Source organism: Novipirellula herctigrandis, from assembly GCA_007859835.1.
GTDB classification, from domain to species: domain Bacteria; phylum Planctomycetota; class Planctomycetia; order Pirellulales; family Pirellulaceae; genus Novipirellula_A; species Novipirellula_A herctigrandis.
This window is the reverse complement of record SJPJ01000001.1, coordinates 800663-822331: the sequence shown is the minus strand read 5'-3', so window position 1 is coordinate 822331 and position 21669 is coordinate 800663. Positions and strand designations below refer to the sequence as shown.

Below are 21669 nucleotides of genomic sequence, written 5' to 3'. Positions count from 1 at the left end.
AGGGATTGTTGGATTTCAGGCTGTATGCCTGAATCGGCAAGTGGCCAAATTCCCATACAACGAGCGGCCATGAGCCTGGACTCCAACCTCTTTCCGGGCTCACCGACGACTGGCCGTGCCCGTGTATGACTAGTCATACATGTTGACGGCGACAATGTCTTTCTGGATCGAGGCAAACAGCGTCACGAACATCGGCGTCAATCGGAGTGCTCCCTCGATGGATAAGTGATATCCGTCTCGATATAGCACGACGTCATCGACTTGAGCAGGCCAGAATGAATCTCGGTTGGTGAGGGCATTCCTTGGCTCGATGACGAAGGCTTCTCCCTCGGCAACCTTGAAGATAACGTCATTGCATTCGCGGTTTTTGCTCTGATACGCGTCGTCGGATGCTCCGACATTGGCCGTATCTTGCGATCGGCTTGCTCGGTGAGCGAGCGTCAGGGTGATATCAGCGTCATGGGAAACCACATCCAAGACGACTGCGACTTGGATATCGTTGGCCCGCAATCGCTTGATGGTATTGCGTAGCGCGGACTCGAAATCGGCGTTCTCCGCATACTGACTCCAGACTCCCGCGAGGATGACAATGTCAACCTGTTGTTCCACTGCGAAACGGACAACGGCGTCGTTGAAAACGGGCGAGGCATCGTTCAAGCCCGCAGCGGTAGGGTACACGAAGTCTAACAGCGGCGCGGTCGCGGAATACGTCGCTTGAAAACCCTTGATATTCGACTGCTCGCATGCCGCGTTAATGGCTGGAACAAGTGCCATCGCATGACTGTCCCCCCATACCAAGCACTTTGATTTACCTGAATCGGAACCAAATGTCGGGACCCCGCCGCGTTGAATATCGGCTGTCTTGACCTGTTGAACAAACGCAATGCTCTTTTTTGCTCGACGATACGCCAGCGTCTTTTCCGACACTCGATCTTGAAACCCGTTGCTGGACACGACCACGGCGGCCAAGACGACTACCGCCATGGAGCATCCACCGATCCCAAGAACCAAAGAGCGGTTCGCGAACCCAAACTGATTCTTACGAAAGGGCTGTTCAACGAAACGCCATGATAGGTACGCAAGCAGCAGGCTAACGACCAAAGCCGTCATTGCGACACCCGCCGGTAAATTCCCATCCAGAGCATAGCGAGCGTAGGCCAACAAGGGCCAATGCCACAGGTATAGCGAATAGGACATCAATCCGAGCATCACAATAGGACGAGCCGAAAGCAGTTTTCCGCACCACGTCAGTTTGGCTGCGTTGGTATAGATGCAAGCAGCAGTGCCCAAACATGGCAACAGGGCATGGAAACCGGGAAAGGGGGTTGTCGAGTCAAAAAACCATGCTGCGACACAAATCGCTAACAAGCCAGCTACATTTAAAATTGCTAGAGTGCGAGATCGCAATTGACTTGGTGGTGTAAAGCACAGCAGGCCACCAAGCGACAATTCCCAAGCTCGAGTTGGCAAAAGGAAAAAGGTCGCGCCGGGGTGATACAGCACTCCCCATTGGCTCACCAGTAGTGAAACGAGTGTTGCGAGCCCAAGCAGTGTGACGAGAGTTCGGTCGCTTGCCCGCCGCAGCAACACTAGGACAAAGGGATAGAACAAATAGAACTGTTCTTCAACGGCCAAGGACCATGTGTGCAGAAGTGGTTTGAGTTCTGCATCGCCAACAAAGTAGCCCGTGTTACGCCAAAAGTAGACGTTTGAGAGCATGAGTTGTTGTGAGAGTGCTGACTGAGCCAAGTCCCGATAGTCGCTGGGAAAAAGGAGAAACCATCCGGCGACCAGGGTGCAGATGACAACAAAGACCGAGGCAGGAAGAATCCGGCGAATACGCCGCGACCAGAAATTAGCGAGGCTAAACTTCCCGGCTCGTTGCTGCTTGACAATTAACCCTGTAATCAAGAATCCGGAAATGACAAAGAAAACGTCCACTCCGATATAGCCGCCTGTGAACCCTAGTTCGGCGTGGAACAGCAGCACGAGAACAACCGCGACCGCTCGCAGTCCATCGACATCCGACCGATATTTGAAGTCCAGCATAGTATTGAGACCGATGGGTGTAGAAATTGAACCGTGCGGTCCTTCTCTCAAGTTTCTGATGGCCTGTCAATTGAAGTTCAGTAGTCCCTCGGCAGCGGGGCGGGAAGTCCCACGCATTTGACCTAGTCGTCGCAGCCTCTCATTGCGTATGAATGGTTTTCGTGTCTTCCTTATACGCAATTCAAACGATTAGAGACCGCTGATGAAGGGAATCATTCTTGCCGGGGGGTCGGGTAGTCGGCTTCATCCGATCACGCTTGGCATTTCCAAGCAAATGATTCCGGTCTATGACAAACCGATGATCTACTATCCCTTGTCGGTGCTGATGTTAGCGGGGATACGCGAGATTCTTGTCATTTCGACACCGTTCGACATGCCCAACTTTCAGCGGATGCTTGGTGACGGATCGGCGATCGGATGCGCGATCGAATATGCCGAGCAAGCCAATCCCAATGGGCTAGCCGAAGCGTTTACCATCGGCGAATCCTTTATCGGTGACGACAAAGTCTCGCTAATTTTAGGCGACAATATTTTCTATGGTTCTGGATTCGGTGAGTTGATTCGTAACCATACTGATCCAACCGGTGCAGTGGTCTTTGCCGCTTGGGTCAATGATCCACAACGATATGGGGTCGTTGAATTTGGGCCAAAAGGAAAGGCGATTTCGTTAGAGGAAAAACCGAGTGAGCCAAAATCAAGCTATGCAGTGCCAGGGCTCTATTTCTATGACAACCAAGTTGTGGAGATTGCTAAAAACCTAAAACCATCGGCTCGCGGTGAACTCGAAATCACAGCAGTCAACAACGAGTATCTCCGGCGCGATGAATTGCAGGTAGGTGTATTCAATCGCGGCATTGCCTGGCTTGACACTGGCACCTTTGCATCACTCAACGAGGCGTCGACATTCGTGCGTGTGATCGAAGAACGCCAAGGAACAAAGATCGGATGTATCGAAGAAGTGGCGTTTTACATGAACTTCATCGACACTCCGGCACTCCTCGCGTTGGCGGACAAGTATGACAAGAGTGGCTACGGTGGTTACTTACGCAAAGTCGCGACATGGCCGCGGGTGACCGATTAGTTTTACTCCTCCATCAAGATCAACAACTAATATGTCTCGCATCTTACGACGCCTGAAATCGGAGTTCGAATTAGCGTATGTCTATTGCCGTGCCAAGTTGTTTGGTCTGGATGAAGTCGTCCGATATCTTCGCAATCCGGCACCCAATGTGTCGGTGCGACTGCTTCGAAAACTAGGTGCGACGATTGGGGAAGAAACAACAATTAAGGGGCCACTCTATTTGGACAACGTGCTTGAGGACATAGGCTCGCGAACGGACTTTGGTAATCTGCAAATCGGAGAAAACGTCTACATCGGATTGGGAGTCACAATGGATCTGGCCAACGTGATCATGATTGCAGACAACGCAGTTTTGTCGGGAAACGTCTCGATTCTGACGCATGCCGATTGCAACCGCAGTCCTGGTGTCAGCGCCATCTATCCCCGCGTCTGCAAGCCCGTTCGAATTGCAACGGGAAGCTGGATCGGGTTCGGCGCGACGCTTCTAGCGGGCGTCGAGATCGGCGAAACGACAGTGGTCGCTGCTCACTCGCTCGTCAATCAATCATGTGACGCCTGCTCACTCTACGCTGGCATCCCCGCTCAAAAAAAGATGTCGCTTCCACTGAGCGAATCGCTAAGTGACACGCCAAAAAGCGGACACGTCGACCATGCCGGGGCTTAAGCAAACCGCCGTCACCGGCGTCAAATACACGGCGTTTGCGAACATCACGACGCAACTATTCAAGCTCTCAACCTTGGCCGTGCTGGCGGTCCTATTGTCGCCTGAAGATTTTGGATTGATTGGTTTGGCAACCATCGTGACCGGTTTCATCGCAATCTTCCAAGACCTTGGCACTGGTGCCGCGATCGTCCAACGACAAGAGCATGACGATTCACTGCTGGGGACTGTTTTTATCTTCAATGTTGCCATCGCGATCACGACTACTTCGATTGTCTATGCTTCTGCGCCCCTGATCGCTAACTACTTTGGCGAAGCTCTTCTTAGCAACGTATTGCGAGTCCTCTCGACGACGTTCGTACTGTCGAGCATTTCGATCGTGCCGGTCTCATTGCTTCAACATCGGCTAGCGTTTCGCAGTTTAGCGATTGTCGAAGTGGCCGCGGCGACAATCGCTGGCGGAATTGGAATCACGTTGGCGATTCTGGGCTACGGCGTCTGGAGTTTGGTGTTTCAATCGATTGCCAGTGTCACAACGATCACCGTTCTCGCATACGCGCTGAGTCGCTGGGTTCCCGTGCTTCATTTCAGCCGCGAGCAATTCGCAAGCGTTTTTCGCTTCAGCAGCAACCTTACTATGTCAACGGTATTGAACTACTTTGTTCGAAACGCAGACTACTTTTTGATCGGAAAGTACTTGGGTCCATCGGCACTTGGAATCTACACCCTCGCCTATCGTCTGATGCTGCTGCCGGTGCAAAACCTCTCCTCGGTAATCAGCAAAGTCATGTTTCCCGTTTTCTCGAAATCACAACACGATCACGAGCGATTCCGAGCGGGTTACTTGCAGGTGTCGCAGATGATATCGCTGCTAAGTTTTCCGGCGATGGTGGGAATGTTCATCGTCGCGGTGCCAATGATTGTTGGTTTCTTTGGTGAAAAATGGTCCGAAAGTGGGCATGTCCTTATGATTCTTGCGCCCCTTGGTATGTCCCAATCGCTTGCCTCGACCGTTGGCATTATCTATCAAGCCAAAGGTCGAACCGACCAAATGCTTCGTTGGACAATCTTTGCGACTGCAGTGGTGGTCCCGGCTTTCATCATTGGCGTACGTTATGGTGTCACCGGCGTTGCCTATTCCTACTTAGCCGCATCGATACTAATTACAATCCCCGGGTTCATGATTCCGTTTAAGTTGATCGAACTGCCGTTATCGAGTTTTTTTTCTGCGATCCGTGCGAATCTGTTCTGTAGTTTGTTGATGGGTTTGTTGGTGTGGATTTCCGGTTACGCGTTTGGGGCGATGCAAGTTCCTGTTCGAATCGCCGTTGTCCTTCAGGTAGTCATTGGTGCGGTCAGCTATGTCTTTATCACCTATTGGTTGAACCGAGAATCGATGTTGATGTTCGTCAAGTTGCTCAAATCACGCACGACCTCTAGTCAAATTGCCCCATGAAAGTACTCCATTCACACCCGGTTTGGTTGCCGCAGACGCAAACATGGATGCACTCGCTCGTGCAATCATTGCCTCCGCGGATCGAGAACGCGGTTTCTTGTCTAAAGACAATGAACTTGGATCAATTCCCGGTCGATTCGATCTGCTGCTTTGCGGATGATGCACCCGTTCGACGAACGCTACATGGAATTGCCAACCGATTGAATTTTCTCCATCGATTCCCATTGAAGTTTGAATACCTGCCCGCGCACATCGATCGGTTCGGACCGGACATCGTTCATACTCATTTTGGTCACAATGGCGCAAGAGATTCGGAGCTACTCAAATCCTATCCCAACGTCAAACACGTCGTCACATTCTATGGCATGGACGTGACACGTTTACCTCAATCGCAACCTTCGATTGTTGCCGACTATCGACGAATGTTTAGCCGCGTGGCGTGTGTTCTTTGCGAAGGCGAGCACATGGCGCGAAACGTCGAAAAGCTCGGTTGCCCGGCCGATCGGATTGTCGTTCAACACCTCGGCGTCGATGTCGATAAATTCCCCTTCGTGGCAAGGCAATGGAATCCGAATGAAAAGTTGCGAGTTTTTTTTGCGGCAGCTTTTCGTGAGAAAAAGGGGATCCCCTACGCACTCGCGGCCCTCGCTCGGTTGGCTGCGGACGTTCCGATGGAAATAACGATTGTAGGCGACGCAGCGGACGATCCTGCATCGCGACGCGAAAAAGAAAGGATCATGGAGGTGGTTGAAGAACACCATCTCGATCCGCTCATTCGTTGGGAAGGCTTGCAAAGCCACCGAAGGATGCTCGAACTTGCCTACGACCATCATCTGTTTGTGTCAACGAGTGTCCACGCGAGCGACGGCGATACGGAAGGAGGGGCTCCGGTGAGTCTAATTGAAATGGCTTCCACGGGAATGCCAATCATTAGTTCCAAACATTGTGATATCCCGAGCGTTGTTTTGGATGAGAAAACCGGATGGCTCGCTGAAGAGCGGGACGTTGATTCGATTGTGGACAAACTGCGCCGAGCCGTGAGCCTACACGAACAATGGCCATCGATCGGTTTAGCAGGCCGACAGCATATCGAAGCAGAATACAGCCTGCAAAAGCAGGGGAAATCGCTCGCGCAGATCTACGACCAAATCGTCCGCGGTGGTTGCCCAGGACGGCTTGCCCTGGACACAAAATAGCTTGATGTAGAGTGTTTTTGTGAGTGAACCGAAGCCAATTTTGAGTTCAACGGTTTACGGGTTGTGGTCGGCTTGGCAAACCGCGATAAAGCGAACCAACGTTTTTGAATCCTTGTTGTCCACGAGTAGCGAATATGTTCCACAATTTGAAGCTGTGGTGTAAGAGCCGCATGAGCGATATCACTCGCCATATGCTCGGCCCCCATGTCAAGGCGCTATTGGTGCAGTCCGAAAGTCACCTGTTCTTGGTCGATCCCGAGGATTATGGGGTCGGACGCCAGTTGCGTTTGAAGGGAATGTACGGCGAGGACGAATTGGCTCGGCTGTTGCCGACAATCACGCCCGAATCAAACGTCTTGGTCGTCGGCACGCATGTCGGAACGCTTGCGATACCGTTAGCGGGGCATTGCCGGGCAGTTTCCGCGATCGAAGCGAACCCAGTCACGTTTGAGCTGTTACAGGCGAACATTGCAATCAATCGAGTTTCCAACCTGACCGCTTACAACATCGCCGCCAGTGATCGCCAGCAGGAGCTGAAATTTTTGGTAAATCGATCAAATTCAGGTGGTAGTAAGATTGTTCCGCAAAAGAAAGAGTACCAGTATTACAGTGACAAACCTGACGAGATCACGGTTCCGGGCTTTCCTTTGGACGACAAGTTTCCAGACCAGGCGTTTGATTTGATTGTGATGGACATCGAAGGTTCCGAGTATTTCGCGCTTCGCGGAATGGAAAACATTTTGAATCAAGCCAAAACGCTTGTCGTTGAGTTTGTGCCTCATCATTTACGAAATGTCAGTAACGTAAGCATCGAACAGTTCCTTGAACCATTGGCGATGTTTGATTCGTTAACTGTTCCGTCGCTAAACAAAACGGTTGGGAAGGATCAGTTTCACAACTGCTTGCGTCAGTTGTACGACTCTGATCAAAGTGACGATGGGTTGCTATTTCAGCGTACGGGCTAGTTCCGTCGCACTCCCCGCCAATCCGCTTGCCACGCTTACACGATTTTTTGCACCAGTTCGTCCCACGACAGGATCTTCTCATCGCAAAAAGTGGATCGATCCGCTGCTTCTGCTTTTTGCAGTGCTTGCTCGATGCTGTCTGGCTGATTCGGTTCATATAAGAACAAGTTGTTTCGATCGGATCGCAACATCTTGGGCGCAAGAATGGGAAGCCGGCAATAGCTATACTGGATCGTTTTCAGCGTGTCGGTGAAGTATTCGGATCCGGGAATGTCCACAAGATTCAAGAGGCCAACGTCGGCGAATTTAATATAGGGAATGGTTTGGTCAAACGGCAATTCTCCATGCCAGCGAATGTTCTTTGATTCAAGCTTTTTGGGAATCCCAATGATATGAAAGTTCCAGTTAGGCCGCAGGGATGCCGCAATGGAAAGAAACTCATAGTCAAAAAAGTTGAGTCCGACAAACACGGCGTTTGTGCCGCCGTCCTTGTATGGTGACTCGGTACACCTGTCAAACAGTTCCTTCCGTATACCGTGAAGATGATGAACCGCGTTTGAACCAGGGAATTTCTTGAGAAACGATTGATAGGGCACGCTGACCAAGTCGAACTGAGGTGCGACATTCGTTTCCGCATCGACCACGATCGGGTGGTTCTTCATGAATGCCAGATCATCGGACACTCGGTAAACGAACTTTGCGTTGGGATTGAGCTTTTTGATCTTTTCAAAAAGGGTGATCGCCGGCACGCTTTCAAAGACGATAACATCCGCACCTTGGACATACCTTTCGCACTCACCGAGCGAAAACCGCGGGTATTGACGCAGAATCGGAGCGAGTATCCGGTTGACAAACGACGAGCGAAAGTTCACTGGATGGAAGGGCGGAAACCAGACATAGCTCCAAAGCCCTTTCTCTTTCTCGATCATACGGTTCCGCTCGGATAAGACAGGATAGCGGAACAGATAATGGTTTTTTAAACGCGACAATTGCGAAAGGGACGTTGTTAAAAACAGCACTTCGTCGCCGCGACGATGGCAAGCATCGGCCATCCAGTGGAAACCCGCTTTCCGATCCGAACCGAGGTAATGTCCCGTAATGAAAACGACCCGTTTATGTTCAGGCATAAAATTTCTTTTCGATTCTAACGTAGTCGCAACTTGAGCGTCGGGATCTGGATGGCAGGCAACCTGAGGAAGGTCAATGTGAAAGGGACCGCCAATGCGACGAAAAGTAGCGTAAGGGTGATCCCTTTGTCAAACATCACGATTCGCCAAACCTCGAGATTGCAACACTGAAACACACCATACATCACGATCACATAGGTCCCTCGGAAATAATGCAGCATCCCGCAAGCCACACCACTCAAAAAGAGAATGACGGACAAAGCGACCACGTTCCATTTCCCTGCCCACACGGCAACTTCCATGAGTGCCGAGTTTGTCGTCAAGCCGTTGTCGATGCCCGCGGTGTCAGGCATCCGACCACTGGTGCTTGGACTGTTGACGGCTTCGATACTTCCTTGGAACGGGGCCGCAAGGTATCGATTGAACTCGCCCGACGCTGCTGCAACAAACGTCTCGGCGCCACGCTTTTGATAGTAGCCATACGTCCGTGAAATCGTTAACGCGCCAATAACAAACATGAAAATGCCTCCCCAGACAGCTACTTCTGCCAGGCTAATCTTGCGCTTCTCGATGCTCGAAGGGGCAAGGAGGTACGTACACCCACCGATCACGACAGCCCAAATTAGTGACAGCCGACTCGAGATCATTGCAATCGCAAGAGTTAAGCAAAGCGAAACAATCGTTCGCATGGAAACTTCGCGAAACGCTAAATAACGAAAAATCGCGATCCCGCCGACCAAGATTGCAACATAGCGAAGCGATAAGAGGCCCAAACTATAGTCCTCATACAGAACCTTCTTTAGCCCGTTCGCGTTGAACGATGTGATTGCCTGAATGCAACCTCCGACCCCCAAAGCACCGACGATTTTCAGCATCGCGAGACCAACCCCTAAGGTTGCAAGTGCGATCCACGCCGTCCAAACACCCGTCATCTCAAGGCCAGCACGTTCCTGCACGCGGGAAACAGGCAGTCGTCGCCCAAGTGGAATGCCCAAGAAATACCCGACGGCGCAAGACGCGACGATCGCACCATAGGCCAACAGCGTCAAACTGGTTTCGTAAAACGATGTGGGGGCCGCAACAAAACCTTTACCCGCCGTGCTGACGGCGGGCAACATCCACACGCCGAAGCTAAGTACTACCCCAACCAACACTCCGACATGAGGGAGCGTTAGCATGCGAAGGAACGAAATATGGCGTTTAGTTTCTAAAGACCGCATCGGAGATTCGTAAAATGGACGGATCGTGGGAAAAGTTGCAATGGATAACGACAGTTTCTATGACGCAGCGACGCTTTGAAGGGCTCGTCTGACGCGTTCGCCCACCTGGGACCAACGGAATTTCGCAGCCTGTTGGAGACCTTTTTGTTTCATTGCGGCGCGAAGTTCGGAATCGTCTAGCACGCGAATCATGCAATCGGCAATGTGGTCGATGTTGTTGGGATCGAACAGGATGCCTGCGTCGCCGACCACTTCGGGAATCGATGTTCGATCCGATGCAATTACAGGGCAACCGCACGCCATCGCTTCGACAAGTGGTAACCCGAATCCTTCGAAAAAGCTTGGCAACACCGTCGCGACCGCTCCCCGATATTGCTCAGCGAGCTTCACGTCACTGGCTCCGCGAATCCATTCGATTCGATCTTTCACCGGAGTCAATGCAACGAGTCGACGGATCGCATCGCTTGGCTTTGCGACCAATTTCAATTCCACGTCGCCATACTTCTCCGCGACGATCGCGAACGCTTTCACTAACGACTCGACATTTTTGTGCGGTTTGGTGTTTCCAACGAAATAGAAATACGGCCTTTTCGATGGCAACGCTATTTCGTCCGGCTTGAATTCCTCCGAAACGCCATTGCCCACCACGACCACTTGTGATTCAGCGATGTCATACCAATCGATGATCTCTTGGCGACTAAACTCCGATACCGTCAACGTCACTGGGGATCGCCGGATCATCGGTCGTTGCACATAGCGATAGTAGGCTCGCTTGGCGATCGACGTTTCATCGGCACAGTGCAAATGAATCAAATCGTGAACGGTCGCAACCACGGGACATGACGCGTAGAGGGGGACGTTGTAGCCAGGCGAAAAATAGATCGATGCTTTGTTTTGCTTCAAGCATTTTGCTAATCGCCACGAATCGCTCGGGCTGGTCGGCGATCCGTCCAATGGCAAATCATCCCATCCGCTGAGACGATTGCGGACTTCGGTTGCAAATCGGCCGATACCGTGTGGGGCACACCACCTTGCGTCGTAATACATCCCGGTCATCGTTCGGTCCTGTCATTTTGCGACAAAACCAGTTCTTCCATTTTCCCGTTTTGCGGCGATTGGACCCCAACGGCTTGATTCACAAACGCTTGGTATTCACTTCGGAATCGTGCTTCCGAAAATTGGCTAGCGTTCGCCGCACAATCGTCGGCGCTAATGGCGTCACCGTCAAATGCTTGTACGGCCGCTGCAAGCGATTCACCGTTTTGATCATCAAAAAAGACACCGGTTTTGTGATCCAACACCGTTTCCAGCACGCCGCCCGCGCGATAGGCGATCACCGGACATCCGGCCGCCTGAGCTTCAACAGGCGTGATCCCAAAATCTTCAATCCCCGGAAAGACGAAACCTCGCGCAACCTGCAATTTGGCTTTCAACTCCGAGAACGGTTGCCGCCCCATGAATTGGATGTTTGGCTTGGCTATCGCTTCGAGCCGCGATCGTTCGGGACCATCACCGATGATAACGAGCGGAATACCGAGTCGATTGAACGCATCGACGGCAATATCAATCCGTTTGTACGAGACCAATTCGGAAACGACAAGAAAGTACGATTCTCGCGGACAATCGTGACGGAATTCATGAACCGCGACTGGCGGATATATCACTGTTGATGATCGGTCGTAGTATCGCTCGATGCGATCCGCAACGAATTTGGAGTTTGCGATAAAATCGGTGACCGACTGGGCGGCTTGGTAGTCCCAATCGCGTAGCCGAGGCGCGAATCGATCGAGTGCCATTCGGGCGGCGAAAGATGTCTTTTTGTATTCGCCGGACATCTCCCAAAGGTATCGCGGGGGCGAGTGACAATAGCAAATGTGTTTCGATACATTTGGTGCTGCAACGCCTTTGATCATCGCCGCGTCGGTGCTTAGCAAGACGTCGATGTTATCGGCGACCTTCAATTTGCTAATCGCCCAAGGGTGGAGTGGAAGGAGATGGCGATACAGTTTGTGCGCTCTAGGGATTGATTGAAGAAAAGTCGTGTGAATGCGTCGACCTTCAATCCCGGGGATCGCGGCCGCAGGATCATGGACGAGCGTGTAGACATCACACTGAGGATGCAACTCGCCGATCTGCTGGAGAACGCGTTCGCCTCCGCGATAGTTCGTTAACCAATGGTGTGCTAAAGCGACTTTCATCGACCGCGTTGTCCTTCCCTGCGTTTTCCAATGAGATCCTGTCCTCCTACGCCGCTGCATTAGCCAACCGAACGTTCGGCCGCTAGAATCCTTGGCGAACGTTGCGGAATCGTCGATTCAATGTCCGTTGCTTCATATTGGCTATGGTAGTCGCCCACATAGGCGTACTTACCGGCCGAGTAGCTGCCGTAGCCATAGCTCTTGGAACTTTGGTCGACGCCGTTGACGACAATCGCAGCGGGGGCGAGCCCCTGGTCTTGCAGGATCTTCGACGCTTGCTCGACAGGCCCGCGTGCATGTTTGTTGACTCGGACGGTCAAGACAACCGCGTCGACCAATGGTGCGATGATCGCTGGGTCAGCAACGGCCAACAAAGGTGGTGCGTCGATCAAAACCAAGTCGTAACGCTGAGTCAGTTCGGCGACCATCGCGCCGAACCGATCCGATTCAAGTAGCTCTGAAGGGTCGGCGGTGGGGCGGCCATTGGGAATGAGATCCAAATTGGACACCTCGGTGTTTTGAATCGATTCGCGAGCCGAAATCGTACCCGACAAGACATCGGACAAACCGGGTTCGCGTTGAACACCAAACAATCCTGCGATCACGGGGCGACGCATATCGGCATCGATCAACAATACCTTCTTGCCCGCGCGGGCGAACGAAACGGCAAGGTTCGAAATGGTCGTCGATTTCCCATCGCCCGGCTGGGGGCTGGTCATCATCATCGTCCGAACATTCGTTTTCCGATTCGCAACCATCAAGCTTGTTCTAGCCACACGGTAAACTTCCGATTCCGCACTCCGCGGCGCGTGGAATGTTACCAATGATGGTTGAATCAACGAACCGCTGCGCGTCTTGCTCTTTAGATCACGTGTATTGAAACGTGGAACATGTGCGATTGCCGGAGCACCAAGGGTACGTTCTAAATCATGAACGTCACTGAAGGTTGAATCGAGCAACTCCGTTGTGATGGCCAATGCTAAACCGAGCATCGCCCCTAGGAACAATCCCAACGCACAGATGATCGGCAATTTTGGCCACGCTGCACCCCGAGAGACTTCGGGGCTGGCCAACAAGTCGGTCGAAAACCCAGCGTAGGATCGCGATAGATTCAATTCTTGAAGCCTGCGAATCACTTCGTCGTATCGCATTTGGGCTCGTGAGTGTCGTGCACGAAGCGACGCGCCCTTCATAAAATCGCCTTCGACCTGCTTTGCCATTCGCATCTCGACCTCTGAATCGGCCAGCAAGATCTCTTTGCGTTTTTCCAATTCCGAGATGTCGTTCTGCAATAGCGAAGTGTAAGTTTTGAGCATCTCGGCAGGGTCGAGTTTCTTGGTTGCGACTTTGGCATTGGTTGGAGCATTTTTTGCAATAAATTGCCGCGTGATCTCGGCCTCTTGGCGAGCCGCCTCGACCAATGGATGTCCCGGGCCGAACGCGTCCGCAAGTGATTGTTCTTTCTGGATCAAATCGAGCAAACGGTTATATTGGGCCTTCGCAACTTCTTGCCGAATCGGTTGTTCTGCTTGAAATGCTTCTGATTGAGTTTCACCGCGGGTCATGTCCAAGAACAACTTCAGTCGCTCGACCTCGTTGTGGCTTAGTAGAGCCAAGTGATCGATGTTGTTGATTTCTTGGCCATTGCGGTCGGCTAAGTATGTCGCGATGACTTCGAGTCGTGAACGGGACTCGGCCAGCGAGTTGGTGACGAGATGTAGTTCCTTTTCTAAATTGGCAAGACGCTCTTTGTGAATGTCTTGGACGCTATCGCCTTCGATCAGGACGGGAACGGATTTGACAAATTCCCGGTAGGCTATATCTGCGGCTGCCAATTCTTCCTCGTGAGTTTGTCGTGCTTGCTGGATCAGTTCGACCGCTTGCTCGGTGCTGTCATGGCCATGCGATTCGACGTAGTCGCGATAGCTGTCGTAGATCGTACTGAGTACCAATGCCGCATCCTCGGGGCTGCTGTCTCGGTACGCCGCACGGAGCACCATCGCATCACGCGAAGAGCCTTCGCCACCGCGGATTACCTCAATGTGTTGCAAGATGTGATCGATTCCGCCGCGACCTTCCTTTGCCGCGTTCTTGAATGACTCCAGTTCTGCAAGTTTGCCGTCCTTAATGGCATCGGAAAGCAGTCGCCGACTGACGAACAGACGCATGTGCGTTGCTAATTGATCGTCTTGGATGGAGTCCCCACTTGCGGCCGCACCGCTAAGCGTTCCGCTGCTGGTCACTTCACTGCTACGTTGACCTACCAGGATTTCGATTTTGGATTCGTACATTCTTGTCGTCGCGGCATAGTAGAACGCTGCTAGGGAGACGCCGACGAGGATGCCGAAGACGATCAACGGCCATCGCCGCCGCAACATGCCTAGCAGATTGATCTCGATGACCGGAGCTTTGCTCGCCGATTCAGTAGTGGGAGAGTCCATACGAGTGGCCTAGCAGGAAGACAGAGGAATCGGCGCAAATGGAAGTAGCAGTCCGTGCTGGGAAAGGAAAGCTGCACCTCTAGCTTTCCCCCCGTTCTGATTTATCGTCTCTGCTAGATTGGCTCGCGACCAAAAGTACGACTCTGAAGATTCTGCCAAATAGTCGGGTTCTATCGCTCCATTTCGCGCTAAATCCCCGAAAGATAACACCATGGCTCATTGGTGTATCCCATTCAAGTAGCACATTACGCGCATGTGGATCCGGTAACTTAGCCGGGGGAATTCCTCAATTCCTCGATCGGATCTCGCGGCGGATCGCGTCGGCCTTGTTCTTGAATCGAGTTTCATCTGGAAAAAGCCGCTGCCCAAGAACGGCTTGGTCGAGAGCTTCGTTGGGGTGCCCGCCTGCTAGCAGACTTTGCGCAAGGGAGAGTCGAATGTGCACATCGAGCGGGCTGAGTCGAAGGGCCTTTTTCCAATGCTCGGCAGCTGCGTCGGGCTGGTCGAGAAGATCGTTCAATCCGGCGAGAGTCACGTGTCGCCGGACTTCATCGAAGCGATCACTCGAATCGAGGTAGTCGCGAACCTCAGCGACTTCGGAATCACCCGACAGTGCAATGGAATCTTCGCCGCGTTTCTTAATCAAGTCGATAATCTGGTCGGGGCGAGTCGCGGGCACCAAGCGTTCGACAACCGTCACCAATGAGGCTCGTTCGCTCGACACATCCAAAATGGTTTGCAATCGCTCGTGACTGATCGACAAGGCCTTCGACCATTGGTCGATCATGGTCTCGGTGTCGTTGCCGTAGTAAGCGACCAAGCCATTGTCGAACAAGATATCCGGGCTATTGTTTCCAAGTGCCACCGAGTTTTGCAGCCATGGAGAGGTCGAAAAGCCGGCCAGTGGCGCGATCATGGCAAGCCGTAAATGAGTATGCGGATGATAAGGATTCAGCCGAAGTGCGCCATGCAGATCAACCAAAACCGCCGCCAGCGATTCGCGAAGGATTTGATCGGTCAGAAATTCGTCACGCAACAATTCGCGATTCGCGGGCGACTGTGACATCAGCAACGGGTGTATGGCACCCATTTCTGTATTGGCAAGCTTGATCGCGACACCTTGGTTCGCGGCGACTTGGACCAGGCCTTTGCGATAGCGGAGCAAATCCACCCGAGCACGCGCGGCGTATAGGTCAACTCGAAGTGGGGCTTCGGCTATCGCACGATCAACGATCACAAGTTGATTGTCTAGTTGCTCAAGCGATACGACGTCGGAGGAATCATCCCTTACGATGGAAGCCAAACAAGCGTCGCCCCGTATCTTTTTTCCCGACAAAGAGATGCCTACGATTGCCATGACGATACCAACCAAAACCCAGGGCAACGGAAATCCGGCGAGCATTCCGAACTTGCGAAGTCGTGTGCCCTCCGCGACGGTTAGTTTTGGTGACATCGATTCAAGTGCCGCTTGCCGACTGACAGCGACGACCGAAATCATGACGCTATAAAGGATCAGATTTGCGGGGATTTTTAAAACAAAGTCCACGATGCTTTGCACACTGCCGCAAACCAGAATCGCGATGCCGATGATGCCCCACATTTTCAGGTTTGTGGTGTTCGAGGTTTCGCCACGAAATCCCTTCGCTGGTTTTGTCTTGGATAACCGGTAGGAAATGATCGAAAACCATAGCATTCCTGCGATGATGATACTGATACCGACCAAGCCCATTTCCTCAAAAACTTCGAGGTATTGGTTGTGCGCCTCGCGGAACCAACTGCGTCTTGCTTTACTTTGAAACGGCAAGCTCGCGTAACCATACGTTCCCAACCCGCTGCCACTGGGCAAATTTGCTAGCGCAGCGTCGAAGCCATCTCGCCATTGTTCCCATCTTTCATCTGCACTGACATTTTTCAAATTGACCTGGCCGGCGCGCGTCTGCAATGTGTCGGAGATTCCGGTCGTCAGCGAGACGGCGATCAGGAGTCCGACTAGCCCCAATAGGACAACCCATATGCGTCGGTCTTTGATGGAAACGCCCAAACGAAAACTGATGGCAATCATTGCGACTAGGAGGGCTGCCCATGCCGCTCGCGACAGCGAGGCAATCAATCCGGTGACCAAAATGCCGCCAAGCAAAATTTGGATCATCGTCATCATCGTCCGCATCTGTTTGGTCCACACGGACCGACCTGCCGTACGTGTTTGACGATACGTTCCATCGGATTGCTTCGGCCGATTAACGAGAGATAAGATCACCAGACTGACGATTGCCGGAAGTAATGCTGCGGCACCGGCGTTCTTGTAGATAAAGCTTCCGAAGGGATTTCCATCAAAGTGGTTTTCTATGCCTGGCAAGATTTCCGAACCATTTCCTGCGCGCTGAACGATCCCCCAAACGGCAATCGCTGTGCCATTGAGAATGATGGTCCACAACAGCCATCTTTTTGAATTGTCAGTGCGAAAACCAATCGCCGCCAACACAGCCAAAGCCATCGCGATTTGGTAGGGGACGAGTGCGTGTTGAGTTAACGTAGCAACCACCGAGCCACGATTCGTTTGAGTGTTTTCAAGCGATTGGATTCGAGATGCCGCAACTTCGTCGAGGTTTTTCGCAGCCTTGCCGATCGAATCAATGGATTCAAGGAAATGTGCGGTTTGTTGGTCGGCGCGATCGAACCAAGGTTCCAATACCGATGGTGTGGGCGCGAATTGAATCCATCCGTAGGCGAGCCAACCGGCCAACAGAAAGAGGAACACTTTCGGCATCAGGTTTGATCGCCGAGACCATGTTTCGGTCACTCCCAACGCCGCGATCAAACCTATTACGGAGAGCCAACTGAGACGTTGTAGCGCGACCGCGTGGACGCCGCCATAGTGCCAAGCCCCGTAGATAAGACTTACCAACACGATCGCCCGGACGACCGCGAGTGCGAAAAGGTCCCTGTGGTTCTGTGGTGTGGGCACCGAGACGGCTGCTTTGGTACGTTGCGGTTTCACGGTCGATGCTATCGAAACGATGGATGGCGGAAGGATGTCAAGAATCCACCCATAACACAATTCGATGCCAAAAATCCAGAGCTTCGCCTGTTTGGGAGGAATTGCCCGCTACTTTGAAGTCGCCCAAACCGTGAATTCGCCCGAGCCGCGTGAAGTCGACCGATTTTCGGCCCTAATACGCACCGCGGCTTCCAAAAACGGCTGCGGGAGTCTTCAAGATGATCAACAGGTCGAGCCAGGGAGTCCAGTTTTTTGCATAAAACCCGTCCAACGTCACTCGTTCGTCGTACGTAGTATCGTTTCGGCCCGAGACTTGCCAAAGCCCGGTCAAGCCTGGCGACATATGCGAATAGGCAAAGTAGTTTTCTGAGTATTTTGCGATTTCGTTCTCGATGATCGGTCGGGGACCCACCAAGCTCATCTCACCAACCAAAATGTTCCACATTTGCGGAAACTCATCCAAACTCCACTTTCGCAAAAATCCGCCGATCCCCGGGATCACTCGCGGGTCATTGCGCAATTTCTGATCGGCTTCCCATTCTGCTCTTAGTTCCGGGTGATCGGTTAGGTATTGCTGAAGCACCCCTTCGGCGTTGACCACCATTGAGCGAAATTTCCAAGCACGGAACACGCGACCATGTTGTCCAATCCGTTTATGTCCAAAGAAGACAGGTCCCGGATCGGCACGGCGAATCAAAAAGGCGATCAAAAGGCCAACCGGCGCCAGAAGGATGATCGTCGGAATACAAATCGCTAAATCGGACAGTCGCTTGAACGTCCGTGGCACGATTCGCATTAACGGAGAATTGAAATGGGTCGCAAATGTGCAAGGGCTTTGAAAGGCGTTGTTGCAAAGAAGCGGAGATTTGAGTGAGCGGAAGCTGACGATCGCAGGACATTGAAATGCCAAACGCTCGATATCTTTGGAACGATCCGAATCGCCCGACGCGATCACAATGACGGGGGCATGATTCTTGATCGCCGTTTCAATCCCGTCGGCAATCGGACCTGTATAAAGCTCGTCTGGACCCCATTTGTCTTTCTCGCCATTCGACTCGCAACCGTAGCCAACCGGGCGGAATCCCCAGTTGAGGTTTTCGTTCAGTTCTTGGCAAGTTTGAAGTGCGGATAAACGTTCGCCAAGGACCAACACTCGCAAGCCCCACCACGTCGATTTGGACAACAGTCGGCGGCTAAGCCAACGTGCCGTCGGCAACAGAGTGCATATGAATATTGATCCGACGACAAAGGTGGCAAATTCCGCTTGTGGCAATTTACCAAGCCATGCGTTGAGCGAGGCAAGCACCACGAAACTGCAGAACGTTGAGCGAACCAAGCCACGAAGCTCAAAGACGTGGCCGCCGCCAATGCCGGGATACATTTGATGCAGCGTCAGGAAAAATGTCTGCAGTACCAATAACGGTGGAATTTGCTTCCACAGCGTATGCGGAACCGAGTGACCGGTTGCGTTGTAAACCAAAAACGAGGCAACTAATAGACTCGCCACACTGATCAATAGATCCACTATCAGGATCGGCAGCGCCGTCATCAACAATTGTGATGTATAGTCGAGCGAAAGTCGCCGACTTGGCCGAACACCAGTATGCTCGGCAATAATACTGTCGACCGACGAAGCGGCTGGCAAACTATCCGTTACCGCCGTGAGCGCAGCGGAGGATGCGGAACTACTGAAGAATAATTCAGGTGCATCGATTTGATGTGTGGGGTTCATCACAGGACTACCGTTCTCCGGACAAAATGTTCCTCCAATTCCGTTCGGAGACAATCGCAGACGCATCTTTCAAAGGACTTGATCCTGATTGGTTTCGGCGCGAAGCCGTCGCGTTCTCATGCGAACTTAGAAAGAAAGGCTAGCAATGCTGGGCACTAGCATAATTAAACGTTTTAACCGTCAATCCCCGAAAAACCGTTGTTTTGGGGCTTTTGAGAACAGGGCGATGGTGGAGTGGCGATCGCAACAAAGAGAGGGGTGGCGGTGCGCTGCGTTCCCTTGTGATCGGATGGCAGGTTAGAGACAACCGATCGCACTCGAGACAGAGACAACCGATCGCACTAAAGACAAGGAACCGCACGAGAGCATTGTCCAAATGGAATTCTAGGGGTGGCTCGATAGCGAAACTTTTAAGACTCTCAGGGATTCAGGGCGATTCGCAGGGATTCAGGGCGATTCGCAGGGATTCACGGCGCAGATCGAAACGCTTGACGACTTCCGCTACCCGGAAAATCAAAGCTGGATGAGGCTCTAGGGCCAAGGGAGTGCGCGGCTATCCGCGTTGTGGTTTGGATTTTGCGGATCAGGTCGACGCAGCACAGTAAATACAAAACTGCAAAACCAATAATTGGGATGCTTCAACAAAAACCGACCAAGTGATTGTCCAGCGGTACGGACGAGGGGCAAGCGTTTGTAGTAGTTGTGTCCGAAGCCGGCTGCATAGCGGATCACTTCGAAACCCACGCTGTCGAATCGAGCTAGTTGGCGATGGGTGGGGCCACGAGTCCAGCTGTAATAGGCGGGGAACTTGCCAAATTGGACCATGTCATGACGAGGCGCAACCAAGTTCAAAATGGGGTCCGATAGCCATTCGGGAATCAAACGATTGACTGTAAACGGCACGGAATAGAGAGTGGGAAAAAAATGGTAGGCGACTCCACCCGGTTTCAGCATGTCAAAAATATTGCGGTGGAATTGCTCCCCGTCTTGGATGTGTTCTGCAACCATTCGCGAGAACACAAAATCGAAGGTTTCGTCGATTTCAAACTCCCGCGAACCGACGTCTGCACAAATTTTTTTGTATTCGGGCGGGGCGTTATCAAGTTCCTGCTGAGCGATATCTAAGACAGAGTAATCGAGTTGATGTTTTTGGACATAGTCGAGACCGAGTTGTGGGTTGCGGCCACCTCCGATATCACAAACTGTCCTTGGTTGAATCGATTCGATCAACGATTCCAAATAGTCATCGTAGCGATCGAATAAATCCGCATACCAGTAGTTCTTGATGTTTTCCTGTTCCATCACTGTTTCTCCATAACGTCACTGGTATACGGAAACCAAGTTCAGCACAAGTGAACTTGTTAGCTTCGGCCGAGGATCTTTTTGATCCCGGCGAGGGACAACGCAGTGCATTCCATGGGCGATTTGCCATCGGGGTAAGATTCTTGTTCAACCGTGTACCATTCGGTTTCGCCGACATCCATGCATGCTTGGAAGATCGGTTCCCATTTAACCGAATCTTGACCGAGGATCGCTTTGCCTTGCCCATCGACGACGGTGGGTTTGCAGTGAATCACTTGGCTTCGCCCAGGAAATTGACGGATCATTTTCACGGGATCAACGCGAGCCGCCGTGGTCCAACCGACGTCTTGCTGTAAAACCACAAGGTCGCTGGTACGTTCGGCAAACAATTCCCAGAAGGTCTTGTCGCCATCTTTCTTAAATTCGTGCGTGTGGTTGTGATAGCCGCACTTCATCCCGGCTGGGGCCAATTTTTCCGCAGCACCATTAAAGATCTCCGCAAGCTCTCGGCTCTTTTCTTTGTTTGAAAAGCGGCCGTCACCTGGGACAATCAAATACTTGCAACCAATCGTTTGGTGAAAGTCAATCGTTTTGGTGAGTTCGTCACCTTGGAGTGTGCCGGTGCCGATATGAGTTGCTGCGACCTTTAGACCTAATTGATCCAGGCGATTTTTCAGCGAAGCTGCTTTGCCAGAGTAGTTGTGGTATCCGGCGAATTCGACAGCGTCAAAACCGACTTCGGCACACCATGCTAATGCGGCGTCGAAATCCTTCGCACAATCATCGCGAATCGAATAGAGCTGAAGAGCGATGCCCGGTTGTTTCGCAGCAGCGTCGGCTGCAAAACCGAAACGGCTCGCCAGGGTTAATGCAGCGGCACTGCCGACGGATGCTTTCAATACACTGCGGCGGTTGAGCAATTGGACGTCAGGGGTGTTTTTCATTGGGTGGGAGTTCCTATATAGAAAGGTGGTGGGACCGATTGCGATGCTATCTAGCGGGCTGAGGCACATCGCCTACTATGCCTTCACCCCAATGCCTTCACCCCAATGCCTTCAACGCTCAAGAGGGCGCTAAGGGCGCAGGGCAGGATAATCTCATCGGTGTTGAAAGGTTATCCTACATGATAGTTCACCACCAGATGGCCCTCGATTCGAACGGTTCAAACCACACTATTTCTGCATCAAATGCCTGATGCAAAACTTGCGCCGTTGTCCATTTCTGCGCCAATCGTTATGGTTCA

Annotated in this window: 15 protein-coding genes; 5 read left to right on the top strand and 10 right to left on the bottom strand. The window is 52.2% G+C overall.

The window, feature by feature from the left end:
- Nucleotides 1-129 precede the first annotated feature (129 nt).
- Nucleotides 130-2049, bottom strand: a complete 1920-nt coding sequence (locus CA13_RS02730) for an acyltransferase family protein (protein WP_146394490.1) — start codon at nucleotides 2047-2049, stop codon at nucleotides 130-132.
- A gap of 202 nt (nucleotides 2050-2251) precedes the next feature.
- On the opposite strand from CA13_RS02730, the gene rfbA reads away from it, so the two are divergent.
- The 5 genes from rfbA (at nucleotide 2252) to CA13_RS02705 (ending at nucleotide 7408) form a co-directional block, all read left to right on the top strand.
- On the top strand, nucleotides 2252-3130 hold the full coding sequence (rfbA, locus tag CA13_RS02725; protein WP_146394489.1) for a glucose-1-phosphate thymidylyltransferase RfbA: 879 nt from the start codon (nucleotides 2252-2254) through the stop codon (nucleotides 3128-3130).
- Between the two features lie 31 nt (nucleotides 3131-3161).
- Nucleotides 3162-3794, top strand: a complete 633-nt coding sequence (locus tag CA13_RS02720; protein WP_146394488.1) for an acyltransferase — start codon at nucleotides 3162-3164, stop codon at nucleotides 3792-3794.
- Nucleotides 3751-5247: an MOP flippase family protein gene (locus CA13_RS02715; RefSeq protein WP_146394487.1), complete on the top strand. Its 1497-nt coding sequence runs from the start codon at nucleotides 3751-3753 to the stop codon at nucleotides 5245-5247. Before CA13_RS02720 ends, CA13_RS02715 begins: the two co-directional genes overlap by 44 nt.
- Nucleotides 5244-6443: a glycosyltransferase gene (locus tag CA13_RS02710; RefSeq protein ID WP_146394486.1), complete on the top strand. Its 1200-nt coding sequence runs from the start codon at nucleotides 5244-5246 to the stop codon at nucleotides 6441-6443. Before CA13_RS02715 ends, CA13_RS02710 begins: the two co-directional genes overlap by 4 nt.
- A 170-nt stretch (nucleotides 6444-6613) precedes the next feature.
- Nucleotides 6614-7408, top strand: coding sequence for an FkbM family methyltransferase (locus CA13_RS02705; protein WP_419193858.1), 795 nt, complete (start codon nucleotides 6614-6616; stop codon nucleotides 7406-7408).
- Nucleotides 7409-7443: 35 nt separating this feature from the next.
- Here the strand turns inward: CA13_RS02705 and CA13_RS02700 are convergent, their stop codons facing one another.
- From CA13_RS02700 to CA13_RS02660, 9 genes are all read right to left on the bottom strand, one after another.
- Complete coding sequence (locus CA13_RS02700; RefSeq protein ID WP_146394484.1) at nucleotides 7444-8535, bottom strand: GumK N-terminal domain-containing glycosyltransferase; 1092 nt, start codon at nucleotides 8533-8535, stop codon at nucleotides 7444-7446.
- 17 nt (nucleotides 8536-8552) lie between these two features.
- Nucleotides 8553-9755 (bottom strand): hypothetical protein, encoded by a 1203-nt coding sequence (locus CA13_RS02695; RefSeq protein ID WP_146394483.1) that lies wholly within the window; start codon nucleotides 9753-9755, stop codon nucleotides 8553-8555.
- A 57-nt stretch (nucleotides 9756-9812) separates the two neighbouring features.
- Nucleotides 9813-10811 carry a glycosyltransferase family 4 protein gene (locus CA13_RS02690; RefSeq protein WP_146394482.1) on the bottom strand — a complete coding sequence of 333 codons (999 nt, stop codon included), beginning with the start codon at nucleotides 10809-10811 and terminating at the stop codon, nucleotides 9813-9815.
- Nucleotides 10808-11953, bottom strand: a complete 1146-nt coding sequence (locus tag CA13_RS02685; RefSeq protein WP_419193857.1) for a glycosyltransferase — start codon at nucleotides 11951-11953, stop codon at nucleotides 10808-10810. Before CA13_RS02685 ends, CA13_RS02690 begins: the two co-directional genes overlap by 4 nt.
- A gap of 59 nt (nucleotides 11954-12012) precedes the next feature.
- Nucleotides 12013-14394 (bottom strand): polysaccharide biosynthesis tyrosine autokinase, encoded by a 2382-nt coding sequence (locus CA13_RS02680; RefSeq protein ID WP_146394480.1) that lies wholly within the window; start codon nucleotides 14392-14394, stop codon nucleotides 12013-12015.
- A 286-nt stretch (nucleotides 14395-14680) separates the two neighbouring features.
- Entirely contained in the window at nucleotides 14681-17392 is a 2712-nt protein-coding gene (locus tag CA13_RS02675; RefSeq protein WP_146394479.1) for an O-antigen ligase family protein, read from the bottom strand.
- A 172-nt stretch (nucleotides 17393-17564) separates the two neighbouring features.
- A complete protein-coding gene (locus CA13_RS02670; protein WP_419193856.1) occupies nucleotides 17565-19124 on the bottom strand; it encodes an exopolysaccharide biosynthesis polyprenyl glycosylphosphotransferase in 1560 nt (519 codons plus the stop codon).
- Between the two features lie 531 nt (nucleotides 19125-19655).
- Nucleotides 19656-20426 (bottom strand): class I SAM-dependent methyltransferase, encoded by a 771-nt coding sequence (locus CA13_RS02665; protein WP_146394477.1) that lies wholly within the window; start codon nucleotides 20424-20426, stop codon nucleotides 19656-19658.
- Nucleotides 20427-20485: 59 nt separating this feature from the next.
- Nucleotides 20486-21370, bottom strand: coding sequence for a sugar phosphate isomerase/epimerase family protein (locus tag CA13_RS02660; protein ID WP_419193855.1), 885 nt, complete (start codon nucleotides 21368-21370; stop codon nucleotides 20486-20488).
- Nucleotides 21371-21669 lie beyond the last annotated feature (299 nt).

What these genes read in the sequence shown, in the direction of transcription:
- CA13_RS02695 (WP_146394483.1), bottom strand. Translation starts at nt 9,755, where the DNA reads ATGCGGTCTTTAGAAACTAAACGCCATATTTCGTTCCTTCGCATGCTA.
- CA13_RS02665 (WP_146394477.1), bottom strand. Translation starts at nt 20,426, where the DNA reads ATGGAACAGGAAAACATCAAGAACTACTGGTATGCGGATTTATTCGAT.
- CA13_RS02730 (WP_146394490.1), bottom strand. Translation starts at nt 2,049, where the DNA reads ATGCTGGACTTCAAATATCGGTCGGATGTCGATGGACTGCGAGCGGTC.
- CA13_RS02700 (WP_146394484.1), bottom strand. Translation starts at nt 8,535, where the DNA reads ATGCCTGAACATAAACGGGTCGTTTTCATTACGGGACATTACCTCGGT.
- rfbA (WP_146394489.1), top strand. Translation starts at nt 2,252, where the DNA reads ATGAAGGGAATCATTCTTGCCGGGGGGTCGGGTAGTCGGCTTCATCCG.
- CA13_RS02680 (WP_146394480.1), bottom strand. Translation starts at nt 14,394, where the DNA reads ATGGACTCTCCCACTACTGAATCGGCGAGCAAAGCTCCGGTCATCGAG.
- CA13_RS02710 (WP_146394486.1), top strand. Translation starts at nt 5,244, where the DNA reads ATGAAAGTACTCCATTCACACCCGGTTTGGTTGCCGCAGACGCAAACA.
- CA13_RS02670 (WP_419193856.1), bottom strand. Translation starts at nt 19,124, where the DNA reads ATGAACCCCACACATCAAATCGATGCACCTGAATTATTCTTCAGTAGT.
- CA13_RS02720 (WP_146394488.1), top strand. Translation starts at nt 3,162, where the DNA reads ATGTCTCGCATCTTACGACGCCTGAAATCGGAGTTCGAATTAGCGTAT.
- CA13_RS02690 (WP_146394482.1), bottom strand. Translation starts at nt 10,811, where the DNA reads ATGACCGGGATGTATTACGACGCAAGGTGGTGTGCCCCACACGGTATC.
- CA13_RS02660 (WP_419193855.1), bottom strand. Translation starts at nt 21,370, where the DNA reads ATGAAAAACACCCCTGACGTCCAATTGCTCAACCGCCGCAGTGTATTG.
- CA13_RS02705 (WP_419193858.1), top strand. Translation starts at nt 6,614, where the DNA reads ATGAGCGATATCACTCGCCATATGCTCGGCCCCCATGTCAAGGCGCTA.
- CA13_RS02685 (WP_419193857.1), bottom strand. Translation starts at nt 11,953, where the DNA reads ATGAAAGTCGCTTTAGCACACCATTGGTTAACGAACTATCGCGGAGGC.